17 protein-coding genes are annotated in these 16,205 nt (G+C 74.0%); 7 read left to right on the top strand and 10 right to left on the bottom strand.

The features are described from left to right. Positions 1 to 105 precede the first annotated feature (105 nt). A complete protein-coding gene (locus PH191_RS22690; RefSeq protein ID WP_274196905.1) occupies positions 106 to 924 on the top strand; it encodes a DUF2470 domain-containing protein in 819 nt (272 codons plus the stop codon). Here the strand turns inward: PH191_RS22690 and PH191_RS22685 are convergent. From PH191_RS22685 to PH191_RS22675, 3 genes are read right to left on the bottom strand one after another with little or no spacing between them, the layout of a single operon-like run. Further along, positions 896 to 1,234 (bottom strand): DUF3817 domain-containing protein, encoded by a 339-nt coding sequence (locus PH191_RS22685; RefSeq protein ID WP_274196904.1) that lies wholly within the window; start codon positions 1,232 to 1,234, stop codon positions 896 to 898. The two genes, PH191_RS22690 and PH191_RS22685, sit on opposite strands and share 29 nt — an antisense overlap. Beyond that, complete coding sequence (locus PH191_RS22680; RefSeq protein WP_274196903.1) at positions 1,231 to 1,662, bottom strand: hypothetical protein; 432 nt, start codon at positions 1,660 to 1,662, stop codon at positions 1,231 to 1,233. Before PH191_RS22680 ends, PH191_RS22685 begins: the two co-directional genes overlap by 4 nt. A gap of 36 nt (positions 1,663 to 1,698) precedes the next feature. Beyond that, positions 1,699 to 2,889, bottom strand: coding sequence for an FAD-dependent monooxygenase (locus PH191_RS22675; protein ID WP_274196902.1), 1,191 nt, complete (start codon positions 2,887 to 2,889; stop codon positions 1,699 to 1,701). A gap of 51 nt (positions 2,890 to 2,940) precedes the next feature. Here PH191_RS22675 and PH191_RS22670 point away from each other — a divergent pair, with 51 nt between their 5' ends. Then, positions 2,941 to 3,387 (top strand): MarR family winged helix-turn-helix transcriptional regulator, encoded by a 447-nt coding sequence (locus PH191_RS22670; protein WP_274196901.1) that lies wholly within the window; start codon positions 2,941 to 2,943, stop codon positions 3,385 to 3,387. A 21-nt stretch (positions 3,388 to 3,408) separates the two neighbouring features. Then, complete coding sequence (locus PH191_RS22665; protein WP_274196900.1) at positions 3,409 to 4,227, top strand: CPBP family intramembrane glutamic endopeptidase; 819 nt, start codon at positions 3,409 to 3,411, stop codon at positions 4,225 to 4,227. 79 nt (positions 4,228 to 4,306) lie between these two features. On the opposite strand, the gene PH191_RS22660 is transcribed toward PH191_RS22665, so the two are convergent. Continuing rightward, positions 4,307 to 5,218 (bottom strand): SDR family NAD(P)-dependent oxidoreductase, encoded by a 912-nt coding sequence (locus PH191_RS22660; protein ID WP_274196899.1) that lies wholly within the window; start codon positions 5,216 to 5,218, stop codon positions 4,307 to 4,309. Positions 5,219 to 5,257: 39 nt separating this feature from the next. Here PH191_RS22660 and PH191_RS22655 point away from each other — a divergent pair, with 39 nt between their 5' ends. Together PH191_RS22655 and PH191_RS22650 are read left to right on the top strand one after the other, a co-directional pair. Next, positions 5,258 to 6,457, top strand: a complete 1,200-nt coding sequence (locus PH191_RS22655) for an arginine deiminase (protein ID WP_274196898.1) — start codon at positions 5,258 to 5,260, stop codon at positions 6,455 to 6,457. Between the two features lie 165 nt (positions 6,458 to 6,622). Then, positions 6,623 to 7,561: a Rieske (2Fe-2S) protein gene (locus tag PH191_RS22650; protein ID WP_274196982.1), complete on the top strand. Its 939-nt coding sequence runs from the start codon at positions 6,623 to 6,625 to the stop codon at positions 7,559 to 7,561. Positions 7,562 to 7,746: 185 nt separating this feature from the next. On the opposite strand, the gene PH191_RS22645 is transcribed toward PH191_RS22650, so the two are convergent. Next, a complete protein-coding gene (locus PH191_RS22645) occupies positions 7,747 to 8,493 on the bottom strand; it encodes a class I SAM-dependent methyltransferase (protein WP_420791838.1) in 747 nt (248 codons plus the stop codon). A 408-nt stretch (positions 8,494 to 8,901) separates the two neighbouring features. Between PH191_RS22645 and PH191_RS22640 the strand changes: the two genes are divergently transcribed. Next, a complete protein-coding gene (locus tag PH191_RS22640) occupies positions 8,902 to 10,296 on the top strand; it encodes a ferredoxin reductase family protein (protein WP_274196896.1) in 1,395 nt (464 codons plus the stop codon). A 43-nt stretch (positions 10,297 to 10,339) separates the two neighbouring features. After that, a complete protein-coding gene (locus tag PH191_RS22635; protein ID WP_274196895.1) occupies positions 10,340 to 10,894 on the top strand; it encodes a ferritin in 555 nt (184 codons plus the stop codon). On the opposite strand, the gene PH191_RS22630 is transcribed toward PH191_RS22635, so the two are convergent. The 5 genes from PH191_RS22630 to PH191_RS22610 all read right to left on the bottom strand — a co-directional run bounded on the left by PH191_RS22630 (position 10,823) and on the right by PH191_RS22610 (position 16,203). Further along, entirely contained in the window at positions 10,823 to 11,857 is a 1,035-nt protein-coding gene (locus tag PH191_RS22630; RefSeq protein ID WP_274196894.1) for a DUF4328 domain-containing protein, read from the bottom strand. The two genes, PH191_RS22635 and PH191_RS22630, sit on opposite strands and share 72 nt — an antisense overlap. 17 nt (positions 11,858 to 11,874) lie before the next feature. Next, on the bottom strand, positions 11,875 to 12,204 hold the full coding sequence (locus tag PH191_RS22625) for a rhodanese-like domain-containing protein (protein WP_274196893.1): 330 nt from the start codon (positions 12,202 to 12,204) through the stop codon (positions 11,875 to 11,877). Between the two features lie 72 nt (positions 12,205 to 12,276). After that, positions 12,277 to 13,878 carry a solute symporter family protein gene (locus PH191_RS22620; protein ID WP_274196892.1) on the bottom strand — a complete coding sequence of 534 codons (1,602 nt, stop codon included), beginning with the start codon at positions 13,876 to 13,878 and terminating at the stop codon, positions 12,277 to 12,279. Beyond that, positions 13,875 to 14,234 (bottom strand): DUF485 domain-containing protein, encoded by a 360-nt coding sequence (locus PH191_RS22615; RefSeq protein WP_274196891.1) that lies wholly within the window; start codon positions 14,232 to 14,234, stop codon positions 13,875 to 13,877. Before PH191_RS22615 ends, PH191_RS22620 begins: the two co-directional genes overlap by 4 nt. 229 nt (positions 14,235 to 14,463) lie before the next feature. Beyond that, positions 14,464 to 16,203 (bottom strand): sodium/solute symporter, encoded by a 1,740-nt coding sequence (locus PH191_RS22610; protein WP_274196890.1) that lies wholly within the window; start codon positions 16,201 to 16,203, stop codon positions 14,464 to 14,466. Positions 16,204 to 16,205: the final 2 nt, after the last annotated feature.

Raw genomic sequence — 16,205 nt, 5'->3', positions numbered from 1 at the left:
GGACGGCCCCGGCACCGGCCCGGGGATCCACTCGGGCACACCGGTCTCGCGACGGACCCAGAAGTTTGGTTAGGCTCCCCTCAGTTCGCGACACGAGGGAGCCCGATGGCCAGGAGTCGACCGCCCGCGCCGCCCGTCCCGACGCCCGCCGAGCGGGCGCGCACCCTCGCGGGGCGTGCCCGGCACGCGGCCGTCATCGGGGAGCCCGAGCAGTCCGACGGCGACCTGCGGGCCGCCCCGACGCTGCACCACGTGCCCGCGACCGGGGCCGCGACCCTGCAGTTCCCCGACGACCACGCCCTCGTCCTGGCCGCCCGCGAGCGGGGCGACGCCCTGCTGCCGGTGATGCTCGAGCTCAGCGACGTCGCCCCGGTCTCGGTGCGCCGCCCCGTCCGCGGCCTGCTCTGGGTGTCGGGCCGCCTGCGGGTGCTGCCGCTGCGCGTGGCCCGCCGGGCCGCGCTCCGGATCGCCGCCGAGCAGCCCGACGAGCGGCTCCTCGACGTCGGTCACGGGGAGACGCTCCTGCGTCTCGAGCCGACGATGGTCGTGCTTTCCGACGCGGAGGGCACCGAGGCGCTCGCCCCGACCGCGGTGGCCGCCGCGGCCCCGGACCCCGTCGCCGCCACCGGCGACGCGTGGCTCGCCCACCTCGCCGCCGCGCACACGAACACGCTGTCGGCGCTGGTGCCGCGACTCCCGATCCACCTGCGGCGCCCCGGGAACCGCATCGCCCCGCTCGGCGTCGACCGCCACGGCCTGCGGCTGCGCATCGAGTCCGAGAACGACGACCACGACGTGCGCCTGCCGTTCGCCGCGCCGCTGTCGTGCCCCGGTCAGCTCGGGGAGGCCGTCCGCGCCCTCATCGGGTGCTCCGACGAGGTGCCGGGGGTGCGGCCTACGTCGCGTCGCGCAGCGGGCGCGTGATCTTCCGCTCGGCGACGAACGAGACGAACGGGATCGTGCCCGCCAGCGCCACGAGCACCGCGCGGCCGACCGGCCAGCGGTCGCGGTAGGCGAGGTCCGCGGTCAGCAGCAGGTAGCCCATGTACAGGAAGCCGTGGATCGGGCCGACGATCGCGACGACGGTGCCGTCGCCGGCCAGGTACTTCAGCGGCATCCCGACCAGGACGAGCACGAGCAGGCCCACACCGACCACCCAGGCCCCGACCCGGTAGCGCTTGAGCGCGGCGACGACGTCGGGGGTGGGCCGGGCGGGCGGCGCACTGGTGGTCACGACGGATCGGTCTCCTTCTCGGGGGTGCTCCCGCGGGCCGCGAGCTCGGCCAGCATCGCGTTGTACTGCGCGCGTCCCGGGCCCGGGTCGGTGCCGGCGTCGAGGCCGCCCTCGCGCACGCCGGCCGGGCGCGGGCCGAACGGGGAGTCCGCGGCGGCGGCCCGCACGGGCGTCCTCTCCGCAGTGGTCGGCCGCGCGCGCACGTCCTCCAGGGCCTTCGCCTCGGCGCGCAGCATCCGCCACCACAGGGCGGCGAAGAACAGGCCGAACAGCGGCCACTGGAACGCGTAGCCGGCGTTGAGCAGCGACCCGCCGGGCGACTCCGCGCGCACCACCTGCCACCAGGCCATGAGGCCGCAGACCACGACCGCCGCGAGCGCGAACAGCGTCCACCCGATCCACCGGGGCGTGACGAGCAGGCGCAGCACGGTCCCGAGGTTACCGACGACGGGGCGCGGGCGCGGTCAGGCCGCGGAGCGGTAGTCGGGGAGCTCGATCGCCTCCGCCGGTGGGCCCGAGAGCTTCTCCACCAGCCCGCCGAACACCGAGGAGAGCGCGCCGGCGGCGCTCAGCACGGTCCGCTGCACGGAGAGGCCCGCCGCGGAGCGCGGGTTCATCGCGCGCAGGGCGATCGGCTTGACGTCCTGGGCCTTGTCGACGAACGGGCGCATCAGCTCCTCGTAGCGGGCCAGGGCCACGCCCGTGTCCGGCCCGACCGACAGCTCGCCGGCCAGGATGTACGCGCCGACCAGCGCCAGGCTCGTCCCCAGGCCGAAGGGGCCGGTGGCCCAGGCGGCGTCGCCGAGCAGCACCGTGCGGCCCGCGCTCCAGCGCGGCAGCCGCACCTGGGCGACGGCGTCGAAGTACAGCGGTGCGCCGTCGAGGGCGTCCAGCACCCGCGGGGCCTGCCAGCCGACGTCGGCGTAGGTGCGGCGCAGGATCGCCACCTGGGCGTCCCGGTCGAGCGCCTCGAGGCCGCGGACGTCGGTGAGGAACGAAAGCATCGCGCGGGTGGTGCCGAGGTTGTCGGGACGCAGGCTCGTGCTGCGCGACCCCGGGGCGCTGTGCCAGCGCCACCAACGGTCGTCGTCGTCGGTGCGCGGGATGGTCAGGTGGGCGATCTGGAGGCCGAGCTCGGTGAGCTCGACGTCGGGCATCACGAGGGCGCGGGTGCGCGACCGCGTGCCCTCGGCCACCACGACCACGTCGGCGTCGAGCTCCTCGCCGCTCGCGAGACGGGCCGTGACGCGGTCGCCGTGGTCGGTCAGCGCGCGGATCTGCTCGCCGAAGCGGTAGTCGGTCCGCTCCCGGGTGCGTTCGTAGAGGAGGCGCGAGAGCTCGCCGCGCAGGATCTCCATCTCGGCCGTGCCGCCCGCGGTGTCGTTCTCCCCCGCCGGGAAGGACGCGACGGCCGCCCCGTCGTCGTCGACGAACCGCAGTCCTCGCTCGCCGGTCCCGGCCTCGCGGGCCGCGTCCTCGAGGTCCATCCGGCGCAGGACCTCCCGCCCGGCCCCCCGCACGTCGATGTTCTGCCCCTCGTCGCGCAGCCGGGGCGCGCGTTCGACGACGGTGGTGCGCCACCCCTGCGCGTTCAGCTCATGGGCGAGGGCGGGCCCGGCGATGCTGGCGCCGGAGATCAGTGCGTGGCGGGTCACGCACCTCGGATATCCTGATCGCTAGATTGTCTAACTACTTCTGGGAGTGACGTGGCCGACCTCGAGGAGCTGGACGCCACGACGCTCGCGGTGCGCGACCTCATCACCGCGTCCCGCGAGCTCGTCGGGCGGATGGCGCGGGTGATGGACATGAACGCCACGGACATGTCGGCGATCGGCGAGCTGACCCAGCACGGGTCGATGGGCACGGCCGACCTCGGTCGTCGCCTCGGCATCAGCTCCGCCTCGGCCACGGTGCTCGTCGACCGCCTCGAACGGGCCGGTCACGTCGAACGCGTCCGGGACACCGCCGACCGGCGGCGCGTGGTGCTCACCGTGACCGAGGCCGCCCGCGCGGCCTCCTACGCGGCCTGGCTGCCCGCGGTCCGCGAGATCGACGAGGTGTGCCGCGCGCTCGGTGACGCCGAGAAGGCCTTCGCCCACGATCTCCTCAGCCGGCTCACCGCGGCCGTCGAGCGGTCCGGTCGCCCCGCCTGAGCCTGCGCCTAGCCTGGGCCCGTGATCAGCCGGGAGACGTGGCGGGCGTGGCTGCGTCCCGCTCCCCCGGCCGGCGTCGTCGTCCTCGATCCGCCCGGCCGCCGCCTGCTGCGCACCGAGCTCGTCGTGGTCTTCGCGGTGACGCTCGGGCTGTCGGGCGTGCGGAGCCTGATCTCGCTGCTCGACGCGCTGTCCTCGCCCGTGCCGCTGGACCAGCGCCGGGTGGCCATCGACGAGAGCCTCGCCCGCAACCCGTGGGCCGATCTCGCGGCGCAGCTCGCGGGCTCGCTCGCGCTCGTCGCGTGGGGGGCGCTCGGGCTCTACCTGCTCGTCCGGGGCGGCTCGGGCCCGCGCGACATCGGGCTCGACGGACGACGTCCCGGGCGCGACGCGCTGGCGTCGGTGGGCCTGGCCGCGCTGATCGGCATCCCCGGCCTCGCGCTCTACCTCGCCGCGCGCTCGCTGGGCCTGAACACCACCGTCGTCCCCTCGCTGCTGGAGGACCACTGGTGGCGGGTGCCGGTGCTGGTCATCTCGGCGGTGGCGAACGCCTGGGCCGAGGAGGTCCTGGTGGTCGGCTACCTGCTCCACGGCCTGCGGCGACTCGGCGTCGGCGAGAACCGCGCGCTGGCGATCTCGGCCGCCCTGCGCGGGTCGTACCACCTCTACCAGGGCTTCGGCGGCGGGCTGGGCAACCTGCTCATGGGCCTGGTGTTCGGGCGGTACTGGCAGCGCACCGGCCGGCTGTGGCCCCTCGTCGGCGCCCACGCCCTGCTCGACGTCGTCGCCTTCGTCGGCTCGGCGCTGCTGGCCGGTGTGCTGCCGTTCCTGCCGGCGTGAGTGTCAGCGGCGTGGCGCCGCAGACGTTGAGTGTCCGGATCAGGGGAGCACGCCGATAGGGCCACGCGCTCGCCGGCACCTAGGAAATGATCTTGTGCCGGGAGCGCGCCATCATGTTCTCCGGTGCCGGGTCCATGCCGGCCTCGGCGAACAGCTCGTCCATGCGACCCGGGATCTTCTCGGCGTCCCAGCGGTGCCCGTCGCCGCGGACCTCGGCCACCGACGTGAACGGCTGGTAGAGCTCGATCGAGTCGCCCTGGACGCCGAAGACCTTGCCGCTGATGTGCGCCGACGCGTCGGAGGCGAGGTAGGCCACGAACGGCCCGACGTTGTCGGGGTCGAAGAAGTCGAACTCGCCGCGCTCGAGGCTCGCCCGGCGGTCCTCGCGCACGTCCGGGGGCAGCAGCGCCTCGGTCATCCGGGTCAGCGCCGAGGGCGCGATCGCGTTCGAGGTGACGTTGTAGCGGGCCATCTCCATCGCGACGATCGTCGAGAAGGCCGCGATGCCCGCCTTGGCCGCACCGTAGTTCGCCTGCCCGAAGTTGCCGAGGATCCCCGAGGTCGACGCGGTGTGCACCAGGTGCCCGGGCCGCTCGTTCTCCCGCCAGTAGCGGCAGGCCGCACGCGTCGGGGCGAAGTGGCCGCGCAGGTGGACGCGGACGACGTCGTCCCACTCGGCGTCCGACATCTTGACCAGCGTCCGGTCGCGCAGGATGCCGGCGTTGTTGACCACCGCGTCCAGCGCGCCGAACCGCTCGACGGCCGTGGCGACGAGCGCGTCGGCGACGTCGGCGTCGGAGACGTCGCCCGGCACGGCGGCCGCACGGCCCCCGGCGGCGGTGATCTCGCCGACGACCTCCTCACCGGCGTCGGCGTCGAACTCGGCGACGACGACGGCCGCCCCCTGCCGTGCGCACTCCAGCGCCTCGCCCCGGCCGATGCCGCGACCGGCTCCGGTGACGACGACCACCTTGTCCTCGAGGAGTCCCATGGCGCGAAGGGTAGATCGGGCGTCCTAGGGTCGCCGACCGTGGATGCGCCGCACGTGGACTCCGAGGTCGGCGCGCTGCGCACGGTCGTCCTGCACCGCCCGGGCCCCGAGCTCGAGCGCCTGACCCCGCGCAACGCCGACCGCCTGCTGTTCGACGGGATCCCCTGGGTGGAGCGCGCCCAGGTCGAGCACGACGCCTTCGCCGACCTGCTGCGCACCCACGGCGTGCGGGTCCTCCTGCTCGGGGACGTGCTCGTCGAGGCGCTCGCGAGCCCGGCCGCGCGCGAGGCCGGGATCGCCGACGCCGTCGACGAGCGGGCGCTGGGTCGCGAGCTCGGGGAGGCGGTGCGCGCCGAGCTGCACGGGCTCGACGACGCCGCGCTGGCCGAGGCCCTCATCGGCGGGCGCTCGTTCGCCGAGCTGGGTGTGACGGGACGCTCACTGGTGCGCGCCATGGCCGCGCCGCACGACTTCGCCGTCGACCCGCTGCCGAACCTCATGTTCACCCGCGACTCGTCGATCCGGGTGGGCCCGCGCGTCGTGGCGTCGTCGATGGGGATGCCGGCGCGCCGGCGGGAGGCCTCGCTGGTCGCGCTCGCCCAGCGCCACCACCCGGAGCTCGGCGTCGTGGCGCCGACCGCGCCCCGCGACCCGTCCGCGGTCGAGGGCGGCGACGTGCTGCTGCTCGCCCCCGGGGTGCTGGCGGTCGGGGTCGGCGAGCGCACGAGCCCCGCGGGCGCCGAGTCGTTCGCACGGGCGATGTTCGCCGACGGCCTCGCCCACACCGTGCTCGCGGTCCCGATCGCCCAGCGCCGGGCGACCATGCACCTCGACACGGTGGCGACGATGGTCGACACCGAGACGATGGTCATCTACCCGGGCGTGCTCGACGGGCTCGAGGCGTGGACGGTGCGCCCCGAGGGCCCGGACCACCTCGACATCCGGGGCCCCGAGCCGTTCCGCCCGGCCGCGGCGCGCGCCATGGGGATCGACGAGCTGCGGGCCGTCGACACCGGGCTCGAGTCCGTCGCCGCGGAGCGCGAGCAGTGGGACGACGGCAACAACACCCTCGCGCTGGCGCCCGGCCGCGTCGTCGCCTACGAGCGCAACACCACGACGAACGCCCGGCTCGAGGCCGCCGGGATCGAGGTGCTGACGATCGCCGGGTTCGAGCTCGGCTCGGGGCGCGGTGGCCCGCGGTGTCTGTCGTGCCCCTGGGAACGTGCCCCCGTGGAGTGACACGGTGCACGTTCGGCGCAGCACGGCGTGCGTCCGGCCACAGGCCGCGTCCCCTCACTGCACTGTCGCGGCGCCCGGCCTAGCGTCCGGTTCGTGCTGAAGAAGGCGGAACGGCGCACGCCGGCGAACCCGCTGCGACGGCTGTCGGAGCGGGAGTGGGCGGCCATGGAGCCCACCTGGCGCGACGCGAAGGTCGGCATCATCGACGCGGCGCTCGCGCGCGCCACAGCGCGTCCGTCGGGCAACTGGTATGTCGTCGGCGCGAGCCGCGACGTCCGCACCGGCACCCCGTTCGGCACCACGGTGGCCGGGGTCGAGCTGGTGCTCTGGCGGTCGCCGAACGGATCCCTGCACGCCGGCCCCGGCGCGTGCCCCCACCTCGGCGCGGACATGAGCACCGCCGTGCAGTCGGGCTGCGAGCTGATCTGCCGCTGGCACGGCCTCGCCCTCGGGCCGTCGGGACGCGCGGGATGGCGCACGCTGCCCGCGTTCGACGACGGCGCCCTGGCCTGGGTGCGGCTCGACGCGGTCGGCGGCGAGGAGCCCACCGACGCCCCGATCCTGCCGGAGCGCCCGGACGTCGACGAGAGCCTCGTGGCCGTGGCGTCGATGGTCGGCACCTGCGAGCCCGCCGACGTCCTCGCGAACCGGCTCGACCCCTGGCACGGCGCCTGGTTCCACCCGCACTCGTTCGCCGACCTGCGCGTCGAGCGTGCGCCGGGGCGCGACGCGGGCGAGGAGGACGACCACTTCGACCTCGAGGTGGCGTTCCGGATCTCGAAGAACTGGGGCGTGCCCGTGCGCGCCCGGTTCACGTGCCCGGAGCCGCGGACGATCGTCATGCACATCACCGAGGGCGAGGGCGCCGGCAGCGTCGTCGAGACCCACGCGACCCCGCTGGCCCCGCACCCCGACGGTCGGCCCCGCACGGCGGTGGTCGAGGCGACGATCGCCCACTCCGACCGCCCGGGCTTCGTCCACGCCCGCCGCGCCCAGACCCTCGTGCGCCCGCTGATGGAGTGGACCGCGAAGCGCCTGTGGAACGACGACATCGAGTACGCCGAGCGCACCTACGCCGTCCGCGCCGCCCGCCGTCGCGGCTGACGCCCGCCCGGGAAGTGCACGCTCCGCGTGCAAGCCCTGCGTCCACGCTGGCACTGAACGCCAGGATCGTCACATCGTCGCGCGCCCCGACACGCCGAGCCAGTGGCAGCGTGGGGGCCACGCTGACGTTGAACGTCAGGAAATCCACCACCTCGCGGCCACCCAGCAGCGGCTCGGACCTCGCCTCAGCGACGTCCGAGCACCGTGTGGACGATGCCGCGCTGCCAGCCGTCGACGGGGCGGGTGTGGACCTCGCGCAGCCCGGCGTCGCGCAGACGCTGCTCGAGCCGGCCGAGGCCGTCGAAGGCCAGGACGCTGCGCCAGAGGTAGCTGTAGAGCGAGGCGTCGCCGGTGACGCGCCACCCCAGCGGGATGATCACCGCCCAGCACACGGCGCTCCAGATACCGCGCGCGTAGGCCGAGTCGGCCACCGAGTACTCGTGCACCGCGATCGGGGCGCCAGGCGCGAGGTGGTCGACGAGCACGGCGACGCCGGCGTCGCGGTCGGGCAGGTTGCGGACGAGATAGGCCGCGAGCAGGCCGTCGAACGGGCCCTCGAGGCCCTCGGCCGCCAACGCGGCGTCCAGGTCCTCGGCCCGCGCGTGCACGAACCGCACGGTGTCCGGCCACGACTTCTCCCGGGCGCGGGCGAGCATCTCGGCCGACGCGTCGACGGCGACGACGCGGGCCTGCGGGTAGGTCTCGACGAGCGCCGCCGTCGAGAGCCCCGTGCCGCACCCGACGTCGAGCAGGACGGCCCCGGCACCGCCGTCGGGCAGGCCGAGGCGGCGGGCCGACAGGCGCAGGTGGTCGTGGTAGCCGGGGTTCGCGCCGACGAGGCGGTCGTAGGAGGTGGCGTCGTGGTCGAACTGGGCGGAGACCCCCGCGGCCGCGGTCGCGCGGTCGAAGCCGGCGCGCGGGCGGGGGCGCAGCGACCGCCAGGCCGGCGGGACGAGCGCGACACCGGCCGCGGCGAGGGCGAGCACGGCCGGGAAGCGGAGACGCGAACGCGAGATCACGCGCGCATCCTGCCCGGTGGCGTCCGATCGGGCGCTTCGTGGTGGCAAGAGGTGCGTCCGCTCGGCTCCCCGCAGCGGCGTGTCGTGGGATCGAGGATGTGGCGATCCTGGCGTTGAGTGCCAGCGTGGACGCAGGGCTTGCACCGCAGGTGCGCCGTCCGGCGAAGCTGAGAGCGGGTCTCAGCAGACGGAGCAGGTCTTCACCCGGTCGGGGGAACTAGGTGTGCCTGGGCGCGTGGCGGGCGCCCGTCGCCGCGCCGCGGGCGGACCGGCTCTCAGACGCGCCGGGGCCACTGATCCACCGTGCCTACCGTCCGCCCCGTGCAGCAACGGTCAACACGCGCCGTGTGGGTGGCGGTCCTCGCCGCCCTCGTGGTGATCCCGGTCGGTCTCGTCGCGGTCCGCGGCGGGGGCAGCTCGGTCCTCGGTGTGCTCTCGGTCGGCCTGGGCCTGCTCGCCCTGACCCTGCTCGTGGTCGTCGTGGTGGTCCCCTCGCGGGTGCGCTCGCTGACCCGGGCGTTCGGGGTCGAGAAGGTCCTGGGCCTGCACCGCTGGCTGGGCACCCTGGCGATCGTCCTCGTCGGCATCCACATGGCCGTCGCCATCCTCAACCACCCGAGCCTGCTCAACCCCTTCCAGGGCTCCGCCGCCGCCCGGGCCGGCTGGAGCTCGGTCGGCGGATTGCTCCTGGTCGGGTTCGTCGCGGTCCGCGGCCGGCGTCCCGGCGCGCGCTACGAGATCTGGGCGCGCCTGCACGTCCTGCTCGCCGGCGCCGCGCTCGTCCTCGCGGGCCTGCACGTCTTCTGGCTGGGCAACCTCGTCGCCGACCCCGTGATGCGCGTCGTGCTCTCCGCGCTCGTCCTGGTGCTGCTCGGCGTGCTCGCCCACCGCTGGGTGTGGCGCCCGCTGTTCTCGCGTCAGGGCGCCTACGTCGTCTACGGCGTGCGCCGCGAGAGCGAGACGGTGAGCACGCTGGTGCTCGCCCCGATGCACCTGCGCCGCGGCGGCCTGCGCTTCGCGCCCGGCCAGTTCGTCTGGCTGCGCCTCAAGCGCGGGGTGGTCGGCGCCGAGGAGCACCCGTTCACCATCGCGTCCAGCGCGCGGGTGACCGGACGCATCGAGCTCACCGTCCGCGACCAGGGCGACTTCTCCGGTCTCCTGTCGACGCTGCGCACCGGCAGCAAGGTGTGGCTCGACGGGCCGCACGGCTCGTTCTCGACCGAGGCCGCCCCCGGCTCGGCCGGGCTCGTGCTGCTCGCCGGCGGCGTCGGCATCACCCCGATGATGAGCATGCTCCGCACGCTCGCCGACCACGGCGACACCCGCACCCACCGCCTCGTGCTCGCCGAGCGGGGCACCGAACCGCTGTTCGCCGAGGAGCTCACGGCGCTCGCCCGTCGCCTCGACCTGCGGGTCACGCGCACCGACGGACGCCGCATCGACGCCGACCTGCTCGCCGAGGTCCTGCCCGCCGACCCCGCCGCCCGCCAGGTGCTCGACTACTTCGTCTGCGGCTCGCCCTCGGTGCTCGCGGGCTCACTGGCGGCGCTCGACCAGATCGGGATCCCGGCGCCGCGCATCCACACCGAGCAGTTCGGATGGTCCGGCGCGATCCCGCTGCAGGCCCACGGCGAGCCCGCCGGGACCGCCGGGAACGACGCCTCGGGTGGGCGACGTCACGGCTCGAAGCACGGTCGCCGCAGCGTACGGACATGAACGAGGGGCCGGGCCCGGAGCGCGCTGACCTAGACTCGGACACATGACCGCCGCGCAGTCGAAGTTCCACGAGCTGCTGCGGACGCAGATCCGCAACGAGTTCACGGCATCGCAGCAGTACACGGCGGTGGCCGTGCACTGCGACGACCAGGATCTCCCGCAGCTCGCCGCGCACTTCTACGCCCAGGCGCTCGAGGAGCGCAACCACGCGATGGGCATGGTGCAGTACCTGCTGGACAACGACCTGCCGATCACCATCCCGGGCATCGACGCCGTGCGGAACGACTTCTCCTCGCTCGAGGAGATCGTGGAGCTCGTGCTGCGCCAGGAGCAGACGGTCACCGACCAGATCGCGACGCTCGCGCGCACGGCCCGCGACGAGGGCGACTACCTGGGCGAGCAGTTCATGCAGTGGTACCTCAAGGAGCAGGTCGAGGAGGTCGCCTCGATGACGACGCTCCTGCGCATCGTGCGCCGCGCCGGCGACAACCTCTTCCACGTCGAGGACTTCGTCGCCCGCGAGATGTCACCCGACCTCGGTACCGACCCCACCGCTCCCCCCGCCGCCGGCGGCAACGCGATCGTCAGCGCCGGCTGACACCTCCGTCCGGGCGGCCGTCCCCACCGCCAGCACCGCCTCCCGTCCCGCCGGGCGCAGCTCGGGGGCGAGCAGCTCGGTCAGGTCGGTGACCACCCGGATCGTCACGAGCGCGACCACCGCGGCCGCGACGTCGGCGACGGCGTGCAGCAGCACCGAGTCCGCCAGCGCCTGCGTGCTGTCCCCGAGCCCGCGCAGCACGGCCAGGACGCCGAGCACGACGCTCGCGGCCCACGCGAGCCACCACTGCCGCACGGGGCGCGACGGGCGCGGCCGCTCGGCGGTCGGACGGCCCGAGGCGGCGTGCTCGACCTCGGTGAGCGCGGCCCCGGGGATCGTGAGGTTCGGGCCGGGCAGCAGGCTCCCGAGCACCACCGTCCAGTCCCGCCGGGCGGGGCGCGTCCCGGAGATGGTCGCGGCGATGCCGCGTGCGAGCAGCAGCCAGCGCAGGAACAGCGCGCCGGTCGCGACGGCCGCCACGGGCGTCAGGAGCCCGACGAGCGTCACCAGGGCGTCGGAGAACGCCAGCGGCGCCGACGAGAGCGCCTCGGAGCGGCTGGCGACGAGCAGGCCGTAGCGCCACAGCTCGGCGAGCGCGGCGATCCCGGCGAGCACCGCGGTCGTCATCGCGAGGTTGCCGAGGAGCCCGGCGGTGCCCCGCAGGACGGCCTCCGGCTCGCGGGGCGGTGTGGCCGGGAGCGGGCCCTCGTCGCCGCTCCGCTCGGGCGCGGGCATCCAGGTCCGGAGGCTCCAGCGCGGGACGGCGGGGTAACGCGGCGGGCCCGCGTACGGACGGCGCGGGACACGGGGCTCGCGGGGCCGCAGCGCGTCCGGGGGCAGCGCCACCCACCGCACGCCGGCGAGGACGCGGCCGCAGTGCACGCAGTAGCGGGTCGCACCCGCGCGGGGCGCGCCCGGGGAGTCCGGCGGCGGCTGGGGCCGCCCACAGCGCGGGCAGGTCACCGACGCCTCCCCACGTCTCAGACCACCCGGGCCGGCCCGGGGCCCTCGGCGGTCATCGGCCGGCCCTCGGCCTCCCAGGCGAGCATGCCGCCGCTGACGTTGACCGCCTCGTGGCCGCGCTGGAGGAGGAACGCCGTGACCTGCGCGGACCGTCCACCGACCTTGCACACCACGGCCAGCGGGCCCGGCGGGACCTCGTCGAGCCGGGCGGTGAACTGCGACATCGGCAGGTGCACGGCGTCGGGCGCGTGACCGGCGACCCACTCGTCGTCCTCGCGCACGTCGAGCAGCGTGGCCCCGGGCGGAATCCCGCCGGGGCCGACCGAGGGCAGACCGGGGTGGCTCACCGCACCATCCCATCACGCACGCCGAGAGCCCGCCTCCCCCGAGGGGGAGACGGGCTCCGGAGCCGCGAACAGCTAGTGGTCCACCGCCGCGGACGCGCCCGCGCCGGTCATCGACCGGACCTCCATCTCGGAGAACTTCGCCTCGTTCACCGGTTCGCGCGAGCCGACGTAGGTACCGATCACCCCGAGGAGGAACGACAGCGGGATCGACACGATGCCCGGGTTCTGCAGCGGGAAGATCGCGAAGTCGGTGGCCTCGCCGAAGATCGAGGTCGGGCCGCCCGACACCACCGGCGAGAAGATGATCAGCAGGATGCAGATCCCCAGGCCGCCGTAGATGCTGAACAGTGCCCCGGTGGTGTTGAACTTCTTCCAGAACAGCGAGTAGAGCAGCGTCGGGAGGTTCGCCGACGCGGCGACCGCGAAGGCCAGCGCCACGAGGAACGCGATGTTCTGGCCGTTGGCCAGGATGCCGCCGACGATGGCCACGATGCCGACCACCAGGGCCGTGCGGCGGGCCACCTTGACCTCCATGCCCGGCTCGGGGTTCCCCTCCTTCATCACGTTCGCGTAGATGTCGTGCGCGAACGAGGCCGCCGCGGTGATGGTCAGCCCGGCGACCACGGCGAGGATCGTCGCGAAGGCGATCGCGGCGATGATGCCGAGCAGCAGGGTGCCGCCGATCTGGAACGCCAGCAGCGGTGCCGCGTCGTTGACGTTGGCCGAGGTCAGCGTGCCCCGCGGGAGCAGGGCGGCCGCGCCGTACCCGATCACCAGGGTGAACAGGTAGAAGATGCCGATGATCCAGATGGCCCACTGCACCGAGCGACGGGCCTCCTTGGCCGTGGGCACGGTGTAGAAGCGCATGAGGATGTGCGGCAGGCCGGCGGTGCCGAGCACCAGGGCGAGGGCCAGCGACAGGAAGTCGATCTTCGTCGTGAGCGTCTTGCCGTACTGGTTGCCGGCGTTGAGCAGCTGCTTGCCGGTGTTCTCGACGGCGGAGCCCAGCAGGCCCGAGAGGTTGAACCCGTAGAGGCCCAGGACCCACACGGTCATGACCGCGGCGCCGACGACCAGCAGCCCGGCCTTGATGATCTGCACCCAGGTGGTGCCGCGCATGCCGCCGTAGAGCACGTAGACGACCATGAGGATGCCGACCACCGCGATGACCAGCGACTGGCCGTCGAACGGGGTGCCGGGCGTGTTCTTGACGCCGAGCAGCAGCGAGATGAGACCGCCGGCCCCCGCCATCTGGGCGAGCAGGTAGAAGAACGACACCAGCAGCGTCGACACCGCGGCCGCGGCCCGCACCGGGCGCTGGCGCATCCGGAAGCTCAGGACGTCGCCCATGGTGAAGCGGCCGACGTTGCGCAGCAGCTCGGCGACCAGCAGCAGGGCCGTCAGCCAGGCGACGAGGAAGCCGATGGAGTAGAGGAAGCCGTCGTAGCCGTTGACCGCGATCGCGCCCGCGATGCCGAGGAAGGACGCGGCCGAGAGGTAGTCACCGGAGATCGCGATGCCGTTCTGCGGCCCGGTGAACGAGCTGCCGGCGGCGTAGTAGTCCGACGCCGTGTTCGAGGCACGGCTGACGCGGTAGACGATCAGCAGCGTGACGACGACGAAGAGCGCGAAGATCCCGATGTTGAGCGCCGGGCTCCCGATCTGGGTGCTCACAGGTTCTCCTCCACGCGCCGCTTGAGGGCCTCGGCGTCGTCGTCCAGGTTCTTGTTGGCGAAGCGGACGTAGATCGTCGCGATGGTGAAGGTGGACACGAACTGCAGCAGACCCAGCAGCAGGCCCACCGTGAAGTTGGTGTCACCGATCCGGGTGTTGACCACGCCGTGGGCGAAGTCGGACAGCAGCACGTAGACCAGGAACCAGCCGAGGAACACCGCGCTCATCGTGAAGATGAAGCCGCGCCAGCGGCGCCGCAGCGAGATGAACTCCGGCGAGCGCTGGACCTCCTGGTAGGCGGACGGGGTCGCGTCGAGCGCGCTCGACCCCCCTGGGTTGTCGTCGGTGGCACTCACGAGATCTCCGCGGGGTCGTCCGTCGTCGTCACGATCGGGCAGAACCCTAATCCGCCACCGATCAACCCGATTAGTCCTTTCGTGTGACTACTCACGGCAATATCACCCGACGAGCGGACGCATTGAGCCATTCCGATCCCTCCCGTTCGTCCGAATCGTTCCGGACGTCACGGCGCGTGGCATCTGCTCACGCAGCGTCGTCGAGACGTTACGGGACGGACGGGCCCGATCAGGCCGAAGGACGCGCGCCACGCCGGACGTCGCCGAGCCCGAGGCGCTCGGGCGCGTGCAGGCGCAGGAGGGTGCGTCCCACGTTCGCGGGCACGCGCTGGGGGGACGAACGGCTCACGAGGACCATGACGAGGAACGTGAGCGGCACCGTGACGAGCGCGGGACGCGCGAGCAGCACCCCGACCCAGCCGCCCGGGGCGAGGCCCGCGAGCGTCGAGCCGACCGCGAGCGTCGCGAGGCCGCCGCCGATGAGCATGCCCATGGTCGCCCCGCGGTCGGTGAGGCCCTTCCACCAGATGCCGAGCACGAGCAGCGGACAGAACGTCGAGGCGGCGAGCGCGAAGGCCAGGGAGACCGTCAGCGAGAAGTCGAGACGGGTGGCGCCGAGGGCGGCGACGATCGGCACCACGCCCCCGATGTGCGCGGCGATGCGGAAATCGCCGAGCTTGCGGGGCAGCAGGTCGGTCGACAGGACGCCGGCCACCGAGAGCAGGAGCCCCGACGACGTCGACAGGAACGCCGCGAACGCGCCGGCGGCGACGAGCGCGGCCAGACCGATGCCGATCCAGCCCGGCAGCGCGGCCGTCGGCAGGAGCAGCACGGCCGCGTCCGTCTGGCCCGTGACCAGCAGCTGCGGGACGTAGAGCCGCGACAACGCCCCGAGCAGGACGGGCAGCAGGTAGAAGCCGCCCAGCATCGCCAGCACCATGAGCGTCGTCCGGCGGGCCGCCCGGCCGTCCGGGTTGGTGTAGAAGCGCACGAGCACGTGCGGCAGGCCCATGGTGCCCAGCAGGAGGGCCAGGACCAGCGAGTACGTCGCGAGCAGCGAGTGCCCGTCCTCGCTGCCCCCGGTGAGCGGAGCGGACCACGCGCCCGCATCGGGGTCGGCGTCGGTGACCACGGGCACCGTGGCCCCGGCCGGGAAGGCCAGCGTGGTGCCGGCGTCCACCGTGTGCAGCCCCGGCGCCCACGACACCGGCCCGTTGACGGTCGCGCCGTCCACCTCGCCACGCACGCCGATGTCGACCGGCACGGCGACCTGCAGGGTGACGGGGGTGCTCACGTCGACGCTCGTGGCGTCGGTGAACACCGGCGGCGGGGGCGTGCCGTCGCGGTCCGGCCCGAACACGAAGACCGCGAGGAGGACCAGCGCGGGCACGGCGAGCGCCGTGAGCTTGAGCCAGTACTGGAAGGCCTGCACGAAGGTCATCGACCGCATGCCGCCGAAGGTCACGCTCGCGGTGACGACCAGACCGACGGCCACCACGCCCACCCACTCCGGAGCGGTCGTCAGCACCGTCAGGGCCAGCCCGGCCGCCTGCAGCTGCGGCAGCAGGTAGAGCCAGCCGATGATCACGACGAACCAGGTGGTGACCGTGCGCAGGAACGTGGAGTCGAGGCGGACCTCGGCGAAGTCGGGGACCGTGTAGGCCCCCGAGCGGCGCAGCGGGGCGGCGACGAAGAACAGCAGCGCGAGGTAGCCCGCCGTGAAGCCGATGGGGTACCAGAGCCCGTCGACACCGTCCTTGAGCACGATGCCGGCGACGCCGAGGAACGACGCCGCCGAGAGGTACTGCCCGGAGATCGCCGCGGCGTTGGCGCGGGTGCCGACGGTGCGCGAGGCGGCCAGGAAGTCGTCGGTCGTGCGCGCGACCCGCACGCCCAGGGACCCGATGACGATCGTGACGATGCCGACGACGACGACGGCGGCCACGGCGACGTACCCGGCGGTGTCCACGC

It is taken from the genome of Actinomycetospora callitridis (assembly GCF_028737265.1).
Classification (GTDB): domain Bacteria; phylum Actinomycetota; class Actinomycetes; order Mycobacteriales; family Pseudonocardiaceae; genus Actinomycetospora; species Actinomycetospora callitridis.
The sequence above is the reverse complement of the archived record's forward strand: the minus strand, read 5'-3'. Positions and strand labels throughout refer to the sequence as shown.